The sequence below is a fragment of the Halomonas sp. KHS3 genome (assembly GCF_000830495.1).
Classification (GTDB): Bacteria; Pseudomonadota; Gammaproteobacteria; order Pseudomonadales; family Halomonadaceae; genus Vreelandella; species Vreelandella titanicae.
In genome coordinates this window covers 20,840-35,573 of sequence record NZ_JWHY01000017.1, presented here as the reverse complement: position 1 = coordinate 35,573, position 14,734 = coordinate 20,840, and the positions used below count along the sequence as shown (strand labels likewise).

At 55.9% G+C, this 14,734-nt stretch carries 13 protein-coding genes; 10 read left to right on the top strand and 3 right to left on the bottom strand.

Translation table 11 applies throughout. From position 1 onward, the window contains the following. Positions 1 to 99 precede the first annotated feature (99 nt). The 8 genes from RO22_RS23365 (at position 100) to RO22_RS23330 (ending at position 8,954) form a co-directional block, all read left to right on the top strand. Complete coding sequence (locus tag RO22_RS23365) at positions 100 to 972, top strand: ABC transporter permease subunit (RefSeq protein ID WP_041159527.1); 873 nt, start codon at positions 100 to 102, stop codon at positions 970 to 972. Further along, on the top strand, positions 973 to 2,076 hold the full coding sequence (locus RO22_RS23360) for an ABC transporter permease subunit (protein WP_022522045.1): 1,104 nt from the start codon (positions 973 to 975) through the stop codon (positions 2,074 to 2,076). 59 nt (positions 2,077 to 2,135) lie between these two features. Then, positions 2,136 to 2,795: an ABC transporter ATP-binding protein gene (locus tag RO22_RS23355; RefSeq protein ID WP_200890279.1), complete on the top strand. Its 660-nt coding sequence runs from the start codon at positions 2,136 to 2,138 to the stop codon at positions 2,793 to 2,795. After that, entirely contained in the window at positions 2,782 to 3,501 is a 720-nt protein-coding gene (urtE, locus tag RO22_RS23350; protein ID WP_041159526.1) for an urea ABC transporter ATP-binding subunit UrtE, read from the top strand. Before RO22_RS23355 ends, urtE begins: the two co-directional genes overlap by 14 nt. A gap of 123 nt (positions 3,502 to 3,624) precedes the next feature. Beyond that, complete coding sequence (locus RO22_RS23345) at positions 3,625 to 4,623, top strand: acetamidase/formamidase family protein (RefSeq protein ID WP_022522048.1); 999 nt, start codon at positions 3,625 to 3,627, stop codon at positions 4,621 to 4,623. A 17-nt stretch (positions 4,624 to 4,640) separates the two neighbouring features. Then, positions 4,641 to 6,338, top strand: coding sequence for a nitrilase-related carbon-nitrogen hydrolase (locus tag RO22_RS23340; RefSeq protein ID WP_041159525.1), 1,698 nt, complete (start codon positions 4,641 to 4,643; stop codon positions 6,336 to 6,338). 61 nt (positions 6,339 to 6,399) lie between these two features. Beyond that, positions 6,400 to 7,911 carry an amidase gene (locus RO22_RS23335; protein ID WP_041159524.1) on the top strand — a complete coding sequence of 504 codons (1,512 nt, stop codon included), beginning with the start codon at positions 6,400 to 6,402 and terminating at the stop codon, positions 7,909 to 7,911. A gap of 392 nt (positions 7,912 to 8,303) precedes the next feature. After that, a complete protein-coding gene (locus tag RO22_RS23330; protein WP_041159523.1) occupies positions 8,304 to 8,954 on the top strand; it encodes a LysE family translocator in 651 nt (216 codons plus the stop codon). A gap of 53 nt (positions 8,955 to 9,007) precedes the next feature. Here the strand turns inward: RO22_RS23330 and RO22_RS23325 are convergent, their stop codons facing one another. Beyond that, positions 9,008 to 9,394, bottom strand: coding sequence for an META domain-containing protein (locus RO22_RS23325; RefSeq protein WP_052475754.1), 387 nt, complete (start codon positions 9,392 to 9,394; stop codon positions 9,008 to 9,010). Positions 9,395 to 9,752: 358 nt separating this feature from the next. On the opposite strand from RO22_RS23325, the gene thpD reads away from it, so the two are divergent. Together thpD and RO22_RS23315 are read left to right on the top strand one after the other, a co-directional pair. Continuing rightward, complete coding sequence (gene thpD, locus RO22_RS23320) at positions 9,753 to 10,751, top strand: ectoine hydroxylase (RefSeq protein WP_041159522.1); 999 nt, start codon at positions 9,753 to 9,755, stop codon at positions 10,749 to 10,751. Between the two features lie 118 nt (positions 10,752 to 10,869). Continuing rightward, a complete protein-coding gene (locus RO22_RS23315; RefSeq protein WP_022522053.1) occupies positions 10,870 to 11,535 on the top strand; it encodes a fumarylacetoacetate hydrolase family protein in 666 nt (221 codons plus the stop codon). 151 nt (positions 11,536 to 11,686) lie between these two features. On the opposite strand, the gene speA is transcribed toward RO22_RS23315, so the two are convergent. Together speA and RO22_RS23305 are read right to left on the bottom strand one after the other, a co-directional pair. Continuing rightward, positions 11,687 to 13,615, bottom strand: coding sequence for a biosynthetic arginine decarboxylase (gene speA, locus RO22_RS23310; RefSeq protein ID WP_041159521.1), 1,929 nt, complete (start codon positions 13,613 to 13,615; stop codon positions 11,687 to 11,689). Further along, positions 13,612 to 14,571, bottom strand: coding sequence for a homoserine kinase (locus tag RO22_RS23305; RefSeq protein WP_041159537.1), 960 nt, complete (start codon positions 14,569 to 14,571; stop codon positions 13,612 to 13,614). The genes speA and RO22_RS23305 overlap by 4 nt, the downstream gene beginning before the upstream one ends. Positions 14,572 to 14,734: the final 163 nt, after the last annotated feature.

Genomic DNA, 14,734 nt, shown 5'->3' with positions numbered 1-14,734 from the left:
CGCATCGTCCCGGCAGGGTGATGAAATTCACCCTGCCTGACCTGTGAGTTTGCATTAAGCGGGAAACCTCGCTGGCGTTTCCTGCCCAGGAGCCTGGATATGGAATATATACATTTCGCGTTTACAGCGTTTTATCAGTTTGGGGATGCGTTTGCCTTCCTGGTGCTATCTGCCATGGGGCTTGCGGTGATCTTCGGGATGATGGGTATCATCAACCTGGCTCACGGTGAATTTATCATGTGCGGCGCCTACGTAACGGTGGCAACGGCGCGCATGGGGGTTCCACTGCCCATCGCTATGTTATGCGGCAGCCTTGCCGCCGGGATTCTTGGCATTGTGCTTGAACGCACGATTATTCATCGCCTCTATCACCGGCCATTGGACTCCATTGTGGCCACCTGGGGGATCAGCCTGGTTCTCACTCAAGGCACACTGATCGTGTTTGGCTCCAGCATGTCGGGTATCAGCACGCCGCTGGGTAGCTTTTCGGTGGGCGATTACACCTACTCGACCTATCGAATGGTGCTGCTTGGGGTCGCCGTGCTACTGCTTATTGGCTTGTATGTGCTGTTTCACCATACGACGTTCGGTATCCATTCGCGGGCAACGATTCAAGCACCGCACATGGCTAAAGCCGCGGGGATCGACACCGGGCGTATGTACTCCCTCACCTTTGGTCTCGGGGCTGCACTGGCCGGTTTGGCCGGCGCGCTTTATGCCCCCACGATCTCCATCGTCCCGACGCTGGGCGCCAACTTCCTGGTCGAGAGCTTCGTGACGGTGGTTGTGGGCGGGGCGGATGTGTTCCTGGGTACGGCGCCAGCCGCGGCCACGCTCGCGGTTATCAAGGCGTTCCTGACCGGGTGGCAGGGGCAGCTCATGGGCCAGGTGGGGCTGTTAATAACCGTCATGGTGGTTATCCGCATTCTCCCGCAAGGCCTGTCTGGCTGGTTACTCAAGGGGCGTTCATAAATGGCTATGTTGCAACGAGAAGACCCGCTGACGGCGCGGTCAGCGTCTCGCGTGCCAAACTGGATGCGGCTCGTTAACGGTCCGCAAACACTGGGTCGCGGATCGCTGTTTTGGGTTGGCTTTGCCTTGGCGATTGGCGCGGCCGCCGTTTACCCCGCCTTTGCAGATGGCTGGAGTGTCGGTAATACGGCCTACTTTTTTTGCTGGGTGTTTATGGCTCTTGGGCTATCGCTGATCTGGGGATACACGGGCGCGCTCAGCTTTGGCCAGACCGCTTTCTTCGGGCTTGCCGGGTATACGTACGGTGTCGTCACGATCAACTTTGGCGCGGCTTACGGTATGACCATCGTCGGAGTGCTGCTCGGCGTTGGGATGTCGTGTCTGGGGGCGGCTCTGCTGGGTTACATGCTTTTTTACGGACGCATCAGCGGCGTCTTCCTGGGGATTGTCACGCTGTCGACCACGCTGGTTTTTGCAACTTTCATGGCGCAGACGGCGGGCTCACAGTGGGCGATCGGCGATGCCCGGATGGGTGGTGACAATGGCATGACCGGTATGCCGCCGCTGACCATCCCCTGGGCGGGAGGCGATATAGCGCTGTACTCGGGCGTGCCGCTTTATTACCTGCTTCTCGCCATGCTGGTGCTTTGCTATCTGGGCTTACGGGTGCTGGTTAATTCGAGGTTCGGCAATGTGCTGGTGGCGATTCGTGAGAACCCGCACCGCGCTGAAATGCTCGGTTACGACATTCGCCGCTACCAGTTAATTGCCTTTGTGATTGGCAGTGGTTTAGCGGGTCTGTCTGGTGTGCTGTATACCGCCTGGGGGCAGTACATCAGCCCGTCCAACATGGATTTGGCGGCCGCCGCATTACCCATTATCTGGGTGGCGGTGGGCGGGCGTAAAGACCTCACCGCGACGCTAGTGGGCACCTTGGTGGTGCTGGGCATTTTCCAGAATCTCACGATCTACGGCAGCTACTACGCCTTCGTCATCATGGGCTTGCTGCTGGTCGTCATCGTGGTCTATTTGCCGGAAGGGTTGATCCCGGGGCTGGTCAGGCTTGTAAGCCGTCTCCGCAAGCGTAAGGAGGGCATGTCGTGACCATATTGCGAACCGAGAACTTATATAAGCATTTCGACGGCGTAAAAGTGGCGCAGGACGTGAACTTCTCAATGGCGTCCGGTGAAATCCGCTGCTTGATTGGCCCGAATGGCGCGGGGAAGAGCACGTTTTTCAAGCTTGTGCTCGGTGAGCATCAACCCAGCGCTGGCAAGATCTACTTCTCAGATAAGGAAATCACCAAGCTGCGTTCCTTTGAGCGCGTGAAACAGGGAATCGCTGTCAAGTTCCAGGTGCCGGGTATCTTCGCTGAGCTGTCCGTTTGGCAAAACATGCAGATCGCGGTTCAGAACCATCTGCATGGCGATTCGATGACGGCGGCGATCGACAAGGCACTCGCCTTCGTAAGGCTTACCGACAAGGCCGAAGAGCTTGCCGGAGAACTCTCCCACGGCGAGCAACAGTGGCTTGAGATCGGCATGGCGGTGAGCACGGAGCCGCGTTTGCTACTGCTCGATGAGCCAACGGCTGGCATGACGCCGGAAGAAACGGCGCGCACCGGCGAGATGATCCAGGCGCTCAATCGCCAGGGTATGTCCATTTTGGCGGTTGAACACGACATGGAGTTCGTACGCCAGATTGCCCATAAGGTCACCGTACTGAACTTCGGTGAGATCTTTGCGGAAGGCACGATCAACGACATCGAGGCTAACGAAGAGGTCGCACGCATTTACCTGGGGACAGCCGATGACGACGAATAATACACATCTGTTGAGCGTGGAAGGCGTTACGTCTGGCTACGGTACCACCGCCGTTCTGCAAGAGGTCAGCTTGAGTGTGGGCCGCGGCGAGGTGGTTGCCGTCATCGGCCGAAATGGCGTTGGCAAGACAACGTTAATGAAGACGCTGATCGGTCTTCTTAAGCATCGACAGGGCGTTATCCGCTTCGATGGCCAGGATATCGGCGCGCTCGAATCGCACCAACGTGCGCGCTTGGGCATTGGTTATATCCCGCAAGGGCGCGAGGTCTTCTCGCGCATGACCGTCTGGGAAAACCTCAAGGTCGGCGAGATGCTCCAACAGCCCGGCGAGGGTGTCGACTATGAGCGGGTCTACGAGTTCTTCCCTATCTTGCGCGAGCGGGCCAATCAGCGGGCCGGCACTTTCAGCGGCGGACAGCAGCAACAGCTTGCTATCGGCCGGGCCATGGTAGGCAAGCCGAAGCTGATGCTGCTCGATGAACCTTCGGAAGGTATCCAGCCGAACATCGTCAAGGACATCTCGCGCAACATCCTCAAGCTCAATCGCGAGCTGGGCGTGACCGTTCTTCTCGTTGAACAGAACCTGGACATGATCATGACCATGGCGCAGCGCTGCTACGTCATGGACAAGGGGCAGATTACCCATGAGCTCGCGACGGAACAACTTCGTGACCGTGACGCCATGCGGCGCATTCTGGCGGTTTGAGGGCGTGACACGTAAGGGGTCACGGAAAACGTTTTGCCATTTAACAACGATGCACGCTCCAGCCCGTAGTTGCCGGAGCGATGATTGAACGTACTTAAACAGTACTCAAAAAGGAGTCGAACAATGAACTGGTTTGATCAGTCCATCATGGCCCGTCGCGCCGTCGCCAAGGGTAAGCCGGGTACTACCCACCAACTCACTGAGGTGGCTCAAGGTCAATACCACTATACGCTTGGACCTAACCCCAAGCCTGTGCTGCATATCCAACCTGGCGATGTAGTCAGTGCGGAAACCCATGATGCTTTCGAGGGAAAACTGCGCTCGGAAAGCGATAAGCCAAGCGAGCTACTTAATTTACCTTATCTCAATCCGCAGAACGGGCCGATTTACGTAGAGGGGGCGGAGAAGGGTGATTGCCTGGCGGTGTATATCCGTGACATGAAACCTCGTGGCCCGCAGCCTTGTGGCACGACGGCGCTGATTACCGAATTTGGTGGCTTGGTGGCGACCGGTGATACCGCGCTACTCAACACACCGCTACCGGAACGGGTAAAGAAGGTGGACGTTGATGCGGAAACCGGCGTGAAGTGGACTGACAAAATTACCCTTCCGTATCAGCCTTTTATTGGCACCATTGGGGTGTCGCCAGAGATTGAATCGATTAGCTCGCTGGTGCCTGATTATTACGGCGGCAATATGGACTTGCCTGATGTGGCGCCTGGCGCGGTGATCTATCTGCCGGTGCATACCAAAGGCGCCTATCTTTATCTAGGCGACTGTCATGCGGCGCAGGGTGATGGTGAGTTGTGCGGCGTGGCGATTGAGCATCCTACCGTGACCACTGTACAGGTCGACTTGATCAAAGATTGGACGTTCAAGTGGCCGCGCCTGGAAAACGAACAGTTTTATATGACCATTGGTTCCGCGCGCCCCATGGAAGATGCCACGCGCATCGCCTACCGAGAGCTGGTTCGCTGGCTAGCGGCAGAGTTCGATTTTGATGAAATCGAGGCTTACATGCTGCTTACCCAGGCAGGCCGTGTGCGGCTGGGCAATATGGTGGATCCAAAGTATACCTTGGGTGCTTCCATTCTCAAGTCCATCGTTGGCCAGGCACGCTAGCGAGCGGGGAGGACAATATGAAATATTTTGCCGCCGCAGTGCAGTTTGAGCCTGAAATGTTTGCCAAAGAGCGCAATATTGATGCTTTGAAGCGTTTGGTGGAAGAGGCGGTCGCGTCTGGTGCGCGGCTGATCATCACCCCGGAGATGGGGCTTACCGGTTACTGCTGGTATGACAGGGAAGAAGTCGCTCCCTATGTGGAACCGGTTCCTGGGCCTTCGACCGAAAGCTTCGCCGCGCTGGCGGCGAAGCTTGACTGCTATATTGTTATTGGCCTACCAGAAGTAGAGCTGGCCAACGGGCTTTACTACAACACCGCTGTATTGATTGGCCCTGACGGCTATATCGGCAAGCACCGCAAAAGTCACCCCTATATCGCCGAGCCAAAATGGGCGGCTTCAGGCGATAGCGGCCATCAAGTGTTCGAGACGCCGCTGGGCCGTATTGCACTGCTCATTTGTATGGATATTCATTTTCTCGAAACCGCGCGGCTGGTGGCGTTGCAAGGCGCCGATGTCATTTGCCATCTGAGTAATTGGCTGGCTGAGCGGACACCGGCGCCTTACTGGATAAGCCGTGCCAGGGAAAATGGCTGCTATCTTATAGAAAGTAACCGCTGGGGGCTCGAGCGTGGCGTTCAATTCAGTGGGGGTAGCTGCGTGATTGAACCGGATGGTCATGTCCAGGCTAGCCGAGATGACGGGGATGGAATCGTGTTTGGTGATATCGATACTGACCGTGTTACGGGGCCGTTGGCCAGCGAGCGTCGACCAGCGCTCTATCATGAGCTACTGCATCAAACCTACGCCTGGAATCCGCTCGATTTTTTCAGGCTTTATGGCCATCAGCCTTTGCCCAGGGGCAAAGCAAGCACCATCGCTGTTGCGCAATTTGCCCCATCTAACGACATCGACGACAACCTTGCCCAATGTATTGCGCTGATCGAACAAGCAGGGCATGCCGAGCTGGTTGTCTTGCCCGAGTTAGCCCTTACCGGGCTGGATGCTGGCGCTATCAATCCCATCTCAAAGCATCACGCTGATTTTGACTCGCTGCGTCGACTCGCTGAAGAGCGTCAACAGTATTATGTGGTTGGTTTCGCTGAACAGTCTGATGGCCATCTCTACAATGCGGCCGCTCTGGTGGGCGCGCAGGGCGTTATGGCGGTTTATCGCAAGATTCACTTAAGCGAGGCTGACCGAGAGTGGGCGACGCCTGGCGAGCGCTGGGTATGCTGCGACCTTCCGCTAGGTCGGCTAGGGTTATTAATTGGCCATGATGCCGATTTTCCCGAAGCGGGGCGCATCCTGGCCCTGCGGGGATGCGATGTCATCGCTTGTCCCGCTGCCTTGCCAGGGCCATTTCACTGTGCCCATCCCGGTACTGGCATTCGTCAGCCGGCACCTATTCCCACTGGCCCGGACGATCACCATTGGCACCATTATCGGGTACGCGGTGGCGAGAATAACTGCTATTTCGCATTCGCCAACGTGCATATGCCCGAGGCTGGATTACCCGGGCTAAGCGGTGTATTCGGCCCGGATACGTTTCATTTTCCGCGCCAGGAGGCATTGTTAACCAGCGGCACTGGTTGCGTGCAGCTTGCTATCGACACAAGGAATCTGGAATCGGCTTACCCAAACAGCGCTGTGCGCCGCAAGGACCTGGTGGTGATGCGCCTGCCACACCACTATCCGAAACTGTTGGAGCGATAGTGCGTATTTCCCTCACTAGATGCCTTTTCAGGCAATCGTCTGTGTATAGGAGTAGTTGACTATGAGTGTGAAACGACCTGGCATTGATACGTTGGCCGCCATTTCCGATTATTATGGTTTTGACCTTTCCTTTGATGAACTGAGTGAGTTCCAGTCCGCCGTTGCTGGCTCAATGGCCATTTATGATCGCCTGGACGAACTGGCGGATGAATCGCTGCCTGTCAATTACCCACGGGCGGAATTGGGCTATCGCCCCGTAGGTGACGACAATCCGCTTAATGGCTGGGCTTGGAAATGTTCGGTGCCTGGCGCCGAGGAGGGGCCGCTCGCGGGTCGAACGGTCGCGCTAAAGGACAATATCGCTCTGGCAGGCATTCCCATGATGAATGGCTCACCGATCATGGAAGGTTTTGTGCCCCGCGAGGACGCCACCGTTGTCACCCGGCTGCTCGACGCTGGCGCGCACATCATCGGCAAGACGGCCGTTCCTGCGTTCTGCTTTGACGGTGGCGGCTGTACTGGCTACCCCGAGCCCCAGCCGGTCAACCCTCACGATCATGATCGACTGGCCGGTGCATCCTCCAACGGCAGCGCCGTGGTGGTGACCAACGGTGAAGTCGATATGGCCCTAGGGGGCGACCAGGGCGGTTCCATTCGGCTACCCGCCTCATGGAGCGGTTGCTACGGGATCAAAGGAACGCATGGCCTTGTGCCTTACACAGGTATCTTTCCCATTGAGCTGACTCTTGACCACGTAGGCCCTATGGCGCGCACCGCGGAAGATTGCGCCCGAATGCTGGAAGTGCTGGTGGGCTCGGATGGCTTAGATCCACGCCAATACGACGTACGCACGGCGAAATACACCGAAACGCTAAGTGAAGATCTTACTGGTATACGCATTGGCATCCTACGTGAAGGGTTTGGTATTGCCGGTGCCAGTGAGCCCGATGTGGATGCCGCTGTACGGGAGGCTATCAGCGTGCTGGAAAAAGTGGGCGCCCGTGCTTCGGAGGTGTCGGTGCCCATGCATAACGACGGGCTTGCACTGTGGAGTGCGATCGCCTTTGAGGGGGCCACCGAACTGATGGTTAGGGGCGATGGCTACGGCACAAACTGGCGCGGCCATTACAGTACGCAGCTTATGGACTTTTATGGGCGGGCTCGCCGCGCTCGCGGTCATGACTTTAGCGACACGGTGAAGATGACGGTGCTCGCCGGGCACTACATGTCAGAGCAGTACAATCGCCACTACTATGGTAAAGCCCAGAATATCGGTAGGCGTCTCGCGCGCGATTATGACAACGCTCTGCAGGAATATGACTTGTTAATCATGCCTACCACCGCCATGAAAGCGGTAAAGAGGCCGGCTGATAAAAGTCTCAATAGCACACTGGCCGGTGCGCTTGGCAACCTGCACAACACGGCCCCGTTTGATGTCAGTGGTCACCCAGCCATGAGCGTCCCGGTTGGCTTTTCGGAGGGCTTGCCCGTAGGTATGCAGTTGGTTGGTAGACGCTGGGATGAAGCGACCGTGCTTAAAGTCGCCCATGCTTATCAGGTCGCTATTGGCTAGTGGTATACGGCGAGCATTGATGCAGTAGTAACCCGATTATCTTCGATAAAACTTAAGACGAGCGGGCCTGGATTCATAGAATAAGCTCAGCACTTTGGTTCACAAGGTAGAGGCAGTAGGGCCAGCGCTGGTACCCTTTCTGCCTTACCTACCAGAGTGAAGCAGAGCATGGAATACTGGTAACTGGCTCAGACCCAACATATCAGTTAGCTCAGCAGGCGCGGTTATTGATGCCACGCCGAGGGGCAGCGCACGCCATCACCCTGGATTCTGGATCGGAATTCGCCGAGCACAGAAAGGTTGCCAAGGCCGTCTCGGCAAAGAGCACTAGAAACCGCAGATGCTGCACTTATTAGTTGAATTCAGGGCTTATCATTTCAGGGTGAATCTCGATGATTCCACTTCATGATTACTTGGCATTTCTCTCCATCGTTACGCTCATCGTAGTCTCCCCAGGAGCCAACCTGTTCCTGCTGCTTCAGGCGACGCCGGCGCAAGGCCGTGTTACGGGGGTGTTGATGACCCTGGGCTTCTGTGCAGCGATCATATCTCATGCCACGTTGGCGCTCATTGGTGTTGGGGCACTCGTCGCAGCCTCTGTCACGTTATTCACTATTATAAAATGTGTGGGCGCTGCATATCTTATTTGGCTTGGCGTTAAGGCATTTCGAGCAGCACTAACGAAAACGCCCATCGCGTCGCAGGCGAAAGATTGTCAAACATTGCCGAGGATAAGCCAAAAACAGGCCTTTGTGCGGGGCTATCTCACCAATATTCTCAACCCCAAGCCCGCTATCTTCTACGTTGCGGCCTTTCCCCAGTTCCTGAGTGCCGGTGGAACGGACTACTGGCTGGGAGGGCTCGGGTTGGGAGCCAGCCATGCCCTGATCGCTCTGTTCTTCTACGGTATGGTTGTCGTCACATTGCATAGAGTCGCTGAGTGGTTAAGGAAACCATGGGTATGGAAGTCGATCCAAGGCATCTCTGGTTTAGTCTTTCTTCTGATCGGCGGTCGCCTCTTGATTTCGCGCTCCCCGGCCTGATTCTTCTAGGCTTGGTGAGTTTAAAATGCGTCCTTTAGATGAGCTCTTTGTGATTAATAAAGATGCACCGCCTCGAAGACCGCCAATGATTCACTGTTATCGCTCGACAGTACAAGCATTGCGCCATCCACGCTCCATGCTGTTACCTGCTTGAGTGTGGCTAGAAAATCTTGCTCAGTTTTCATTTGGGACGGTGGGCAGGCCATTTTAGTGCTGGCGATTTGCCCAAACTCTATGCGCTCGTTTTCCACACGGTAGCTGCCCATCAGGGTGTTACAGCCGGTAGCGCCGGCTAAGCGAGAAGCCTCTTGATGAAGAACCAAATGTGCTTCACGGAAATTCTCATGGGTGACGACCGGTGCGCCATCAAGCGTTACCAGCTTCCAGTAGGTGTTGATCAACGGTTCATTAGGGCGATGCGCTGTCTCGTGGGTATCCATTGTTGCTGAAGAACACCCAGCGGTTATTAATAGCGCGCTGATAAATCCATAAATCGGTAGCTGCCTTTTCAAAGTATGATTCCCCATTCAGTTAGATAAAAAGATGAGCAACATTAACCGCAAACATTGTGGCTTGGAGTGAGCTTTTTAGGTGACTTATTGCCTAAAAAGCCACTGTTCAATTTTTTTCACGTAACCTACGTTATCAAACCAGAAATCATGCCTTGCGAGGAAATTTTAGTGGTATAGGCTACTCCCAGCACGATGTTAGAATCGTGCTGTTTTATTTATATGTACGCTAATCTTTATACGTGCAATATGTTCGATCTGAAACCTAATCATACAAGGAGTGGATTAGATGACAGTCAAAAGCACACCACTAAATGCTGTAACCGCCCATAAGCAATATAGCGAAATGGCCGATACACCTAACGTTCACACTACTCAGGTTCAGTGCCAACAGGTACAGGATGCCTACCCGTCGCGCTTAACCACCACCCCTGAGAAAACCTGGCTGCCGCGCCAAGAGGCGGTTGTCAAAGGCCGTCAACTTTCCGGCCCGTTAAGCCAGGCGCAGCTTGATGAGTTTGAACGTAAAGGGTTTCTGTTTATTCCCAACCTCATTGAAGGCGCAGAGCTTGAGGAGCTGCGTCAGGAAATGAAGGCGTTGATGAGCAACGATAAGTACCTCAATCAAGACTTCAGCGTCACTGAGCCAGAGAGCCAGGAAATCCGCTCGCTATTTGCGGTTCACTTCCTCTCTGAGCGGTTGGGAAAGCTGGCCAGCGATGAGCGTGTCGCGGGCGCTGCTCGTCAAATCATAGGCGACGACCCTTATGTGCATCAGTCGCGTATTAACTATAAGCCTGGATTTGCCGGTAAGGGCTTTAACTGGCACTCCGACTTTGAGACGTGGCACGCGGAAGATGGCATGCCTGCGATGCACGCGGTTAGCGCATCGCTGATCTTAACTGACAACCATGAGTTCAATGGTCCGTTGATGCTGGTCCCCGGTTCGCACAAAAAGTTTGTACCCTGCGTGGGGGAAACACCGGAGGATAACCACAAAAGCTCGCTGAAAGCGCAGGAAGTGGGCGTGCCAAGCCCAGAAGCACTTACCGAGCTAGTGGCTGAACACGGTATTGAAGCGCCAAAAGGCAAGGCGGGTGGTTTGCTGCTGTTCGATTGCAATACGCTGCATGCTTCTAACGCCAACCTGTCGCCTGACCCGCGTAGCAACGTGTTCTTCGTGTTTAACCGCCAGGATAACCGTTGCCGGGCGCCTTATGCGGCGGCCAAACGACGGCCTGATTTCCTGGCTCATAGCCCTGGTCAACAGGCTCAGCAATATCGCTAACGTGTAGTGGGGAAACAAATTCATGGCCGAAGGGTGTGGAACCTTCGTATAGGTGGGGTAAACTGTTGCGCCTGTCGTTGCGAAAGCGGCACGCATAATGAGAAGGAGAATACCCGCCATGCGTTTTGTTCCACAGTTTACCGATGGCCAGGAGTTTCCCCACCCGCTGGGCAAGGTTGTCTGCATCGGCCGTAATTATGCCGACCATGCGAAAGAGCTGGATAATCCAGTTCCCACTGAGCCGCTGCTGTTCATAAAGCCATCGACCAGCGTTGTGGATCTAACCAAACCGTTGGATCCGCCGTTTTCACGCGGTGATGTGCATTATGAAGCCGAGCTTGCGCTGTTAGTGGGTGAAACGTTAACCCACGCCACCCTGGATGAAGCCGAGCGTGCGATTGTCGGTATCGGGTTGGCGATGGATTTAACGCTGCGTGATGTACAGACGAAGCTAAAAGAGAAAGGGCATCCCTGGGAAATCGCCAAAGCTTTTGATGGCGCTTGCCCGCTTTCGTCGTTTCTGCCGCTAAGCCGTGTTCCCAACTGGAACGCGCTGGCTTTCACGCTTGAGATTGATGGTGAAGAGCGCCAGCACGGTGAAGGCTCCGATATGATCTTCGCCATACCAACCTTGGTAGCCGAAATGAGCCGTCACTTCACTCTAGAGCCGGGCGATGTGATTTTGACCGGCACGCCATCAGGCGTTGGAGAGCTGGTTCGCGGATCATCACTGCGTTTAACCTTGACCGGTGGTTTGGTAGTTGAAACCAGCGTAGTCGAGTAGCGAAAAAAGCAGAGAATTGCTGGGCAGTGTTGGATCGTGAAGAAGCGCCACCCCAAAATCAGGGTGGCGCTTCTGTTTGGCGTAACCCAATACGTGCCATTCAGTACGGGCTATTCAAGACGAGCTATTCAAGGCTCGTTTGCAAGATCGGTTATTCAAGATAGGTATAGCCTTCCAGACCTTCGCTTAAGCTCGCCGCAAAGCGCGCTTGCTCGTCGGCAGTAAAGCCGCTGGCGGCTAGCTGGTCGGTGAGCTTCTGCTTGAGCACATTGGCATTGAAGTTGACGTAGGCAAGTACCTGGGCCACTGAGTCCCCGGCCAGCGGGTTAGATAGTGTCCACTCGCCGTCGGCATTGAGCGCAGCATCAACGGAGTCGGTGTCGCCAAACAGGTTGTGTAGATCGCCAAGAATTTCCTGATAGGCGCCCACTAGAAAGAACCCTAGCCAGCGTTCATCGTCTGAAGCCCACTCGGGAAGCGGTAGGGTGCTCTCGACCCCCTGGCCGTCGACGTAGCTGTCGATGCGGCCGTCGGAGTCGCAGGTGATATCCTGAATCACTGCCCGCCGGGTGGGCGCTTGATCCAGTCCGCTAAGGGGCAGTACCGGGAATATCTGCTCGATGCCCCAAACATCAGGCACTGACTGGAATAGCGAGAAGTTGACGAACAGTTTATCGGCGAGTTTCTCCGCCAGTTCATCCATGATTTCGCGATGGGCACGGTTACGGGTATCCAACTGAGTGCGCAGCCGTGTGCAGGCAGCCATATACACCCGCTCACCTTCAGCGCGGGCGGTAATGTCACTCAAACCCATCACAAAACGTTCCTGCAGTTCGCTAACCGCTTGAAGCAGATCGTGCCACGCTTCCACCAGCATGCGCGGCTCTTGGGCGGTCGCTAACTGCTCGAACACCCGCCACAGCAGCTCTACCTGGGCATCTTCTTGGCTCTCGCCTGCCGAATGCCGTTCAGGCGGCGTGTCGTCGATGCGCTCTTCGCCAATCACGTTAGTGATCAGCACCGCGTGGTGGGCAGTTAGCGCACGGCCTGATTCGCTAATGAGATGAGGCTGCGGCAGGTTCGCCTCTTGGCAGAGCTGGGCAAAGGCGCTGACGACATTGCGGGCGTATTCACGCATCGAATAGTTAGCTGAGCAGAAGCTGCGCGAGCGAGTGCCTTCGTAATCGATACCCAGGCCGCCACCTACATCGACGGTGTCAATTGGCGCACCCAACTGCATCAGGTTCTGGTAGAAGCGCGCGCACTCACGCAGACCGCGTTGAATATCGCGAATATTGGCGATCTGGGAACCCAGGTGGAAGTGCACGAGCTGCAGACTTTTCAGTGCCTCCTCGCGACGTAGAGTGTCTACCACCTCGAGAATTTGGCTGGCGGTGAGGCCGAACTTAGACTTTTCACCGCCGGTATTCTGCCATTTGCCCTTACCCACCGAGGCAAGGCGGGCGCGCAGGCCAATACGCGGGGTAACATCCAGTTCTCTCGCCTCTTCCAAAATCAACTGCAGCTCGGAGAGCTTTTCGACCACCAAATAGACCTTGTGGCCGAGTTTTTCACCCAGCAGCGCCAAGCGCACATACTCGCGGTCTTTGTAACCGTTGCAGACGATCAGCGAGGAGCCGCCGTCAGACAAAGCCAGCACTGCCAGCAACTCGGGCTTGCTGCCCGCTTCCAGCCCCACACGGCCGTTGCCGCGCTCGGCGGTGGCCAGAATCTCTTCGACTACTCTGCGCTGCTGGTTCACTTTAATCGGGTAAACGGCGGTGTAGCCGCCCTGGTAGTCGCAGTCGCTCATGGCGGCATCAAAAGCGCCACACAGCTGCTCCACCCGGTCGTGAAGAATATCGCTAAAGCGTACCAGCACAGGCAGCCGCAGCCCAGCGCTCTGCAACTGGCGAACCAAGCCGCTCAGCGGTAGCGCCGGGCCTTCCGCATCGCTACCCAGCGGCCGCACCAGGGCCTGACCTTGATCATCCACGTCGAAGTAACCGCTACCCCATTGATCGATATTCCAGGTGCGCCGTGCGCGAAGGGCAGGGCTAGTCGTCGCCATCACACTCATGCAGAAACCTCAGGTAGCGGCAATGCACCGTGGGCAATGCGCGCAGTTAATATGGTTCGAAAACGTTCGGGGTCGTGAGGCGTCAAATCGTGGGCCGGGGGATCAACATAGACCACCAGCAGGCGTGACAGCCAGTAGCGCAGCGCCGTCATGCGCAGCATGGTGGGCCACAGTTCCCGTTCATCCGCCGTTAACGGCCGGCGCGCCAGGTAGGCGCTCAACAGCGTATTGTAGCGCTCAGCGTTGAGAGTGCCATCGTCGTTAGAGGCCCAGTCGTTGATCACAATCGCCAGATCAAACAGGAGATCCCCAGTGCAGCCATTATAAAAGTCGATAATACCGCCAAGCTGGTCACCCTCAAACAGGGTGTTGTCACGAAACAGATCACCGTGCAGGGCGCCTTGGGGCAGCTCACCGTGTCGCATAAAGGCGCTCTCGAAATCGTCGACTTCATCCTTCATCAACGTTTGATCCGCGGGGCTTAGGTAACTCAATACTTTATGGTGCATCACCTGCAGCCAGTGGAGATCCCGCGGGTTGGGGCGGTGGCCGGGGAAACGCTTTGACACCACGTGCAGGTGACCCAAAGTATCGCCTAAGGCATGGCACTGGGCTACATTGGGCGCCTCGGGATGGCGGCCAGGCAGGCGCGGGAATAGCAACGCCGGCTTGCCCTCCAGGCTATGCAGCGCGATACCTTCGCGGTCATGAATGGTGCCGGGCACCGGTAAGCGGTGCTCGTCCAAATAGTCCAGCAGTTCGACAAAGAACGGCAGTTCTGCGTGTTCGCCCTGTTCGAACAGGGTTAATACCAGTTCGCGGCGGTCGGTAGTCACAAAAAAAGTCGAATTTTCGGTGCCGTTCGCGACTCCCTTAAGGGAAACAAAACTGCCCACATCAAATTTTTCTAAAAACGCGGCGACCTGTGCGTCGCTAAGCGGGGTAAATACAGCCATGAGAGTCTCGCCCAGGTTGCTAAGCCCATTATTGTAGCGGCTTGGTCGCTCAGTTGGCAGCGTTGTTGTGATAAGAGAGTCGAGTTTGGCTCTGCAGTCTGCCTGTGCAACGCGTATCATATGAGCCACTCTTATTGGCAATTCTTTTTAAGCAATCTTATTT

Bases quoted from the DNA above. Each gene is read 5' to 3' on its own strand.
- RO22_RS23365 (WP_041159527.1), top strand. From the start codon at position 100: ATGGAATATATACATTTCGCGTTTACAGCGTTTTATCAGTTTGGGGAT.
- urtE (WP_041159526.1), top strand. From the start codon at position 2,782: ATGACGACGAATAATACACATCTGTTGAGCGTGGAAGGCGTTACGTCT.
- RO22_RS23345 (WP_022522048.1), top strand. From the start codon at position 3,625: ATGAACTGGTTTGATCAGTCCATCATGGCCCGTCGCGCCGTCGCCAAG.
- RO22_RS23360 (WP_022522045.1), top strand. From the start codon at position 973: ATGGCTATGTTGCAACGAGAAGACCCGCTGACGGCGCGGTCAGCGTCT.
- speA (WP_041159521.1), bottom strand. From the start codon at position 13,615: ATGAGTGTGATGGCGACGACTAGCCCTGCCCTTCGCGCACGGCGCACC.
- thpD (WP_041159522.1), top strand. From the start codon at position 9,753: ATGACAGTCAAAAGCACACCACTAAATGCTGTAACCGCCCATAAGCAA.
- RO22_RS23330 (WP_041159523.1), top strand. From the start codon at position 8,304: ATGATTCCACTTCATGATTACTTGGCATTTCTCTCCATCGTTACGCTC.
- RO22_RS23335 (WP_041159524.1), top strand. From the start codon at position 6,400: ATGAGTGTGAAACGACCTGGCATTGATACGTTGGCCGCCATTTCCGAT.
- RO22_RS23325 (WP_052475754.1), bottom strand. From the start codon at position 9,394: ATGGATACCCACGAGACAGCGCATCGCCCTAATGAACCGTTGATCAAC.
- RO22_RS23340 (WP_041159525.1), top strand. From the start codon at position 4,641: ATGAAATATTTTGCCGCCGCAGTGCAGTTTGAGCCTGAAATGTTTGCC.
- RO22_RS23305 (WP_041159537.1), bottom strand. From the start codon at position 14,571: ATGGCTGTATTTACCCCGCTTAGCGACGCACAGGTCGCCGCGTTTTTA.
- RO22_RS23315 (WP_022522053.1), top strand. From the start codon at position 10,870: ATGCGTTTTGTTCCACAGTTTACCGATGGCCAGGAGTTTCCCCACCCG.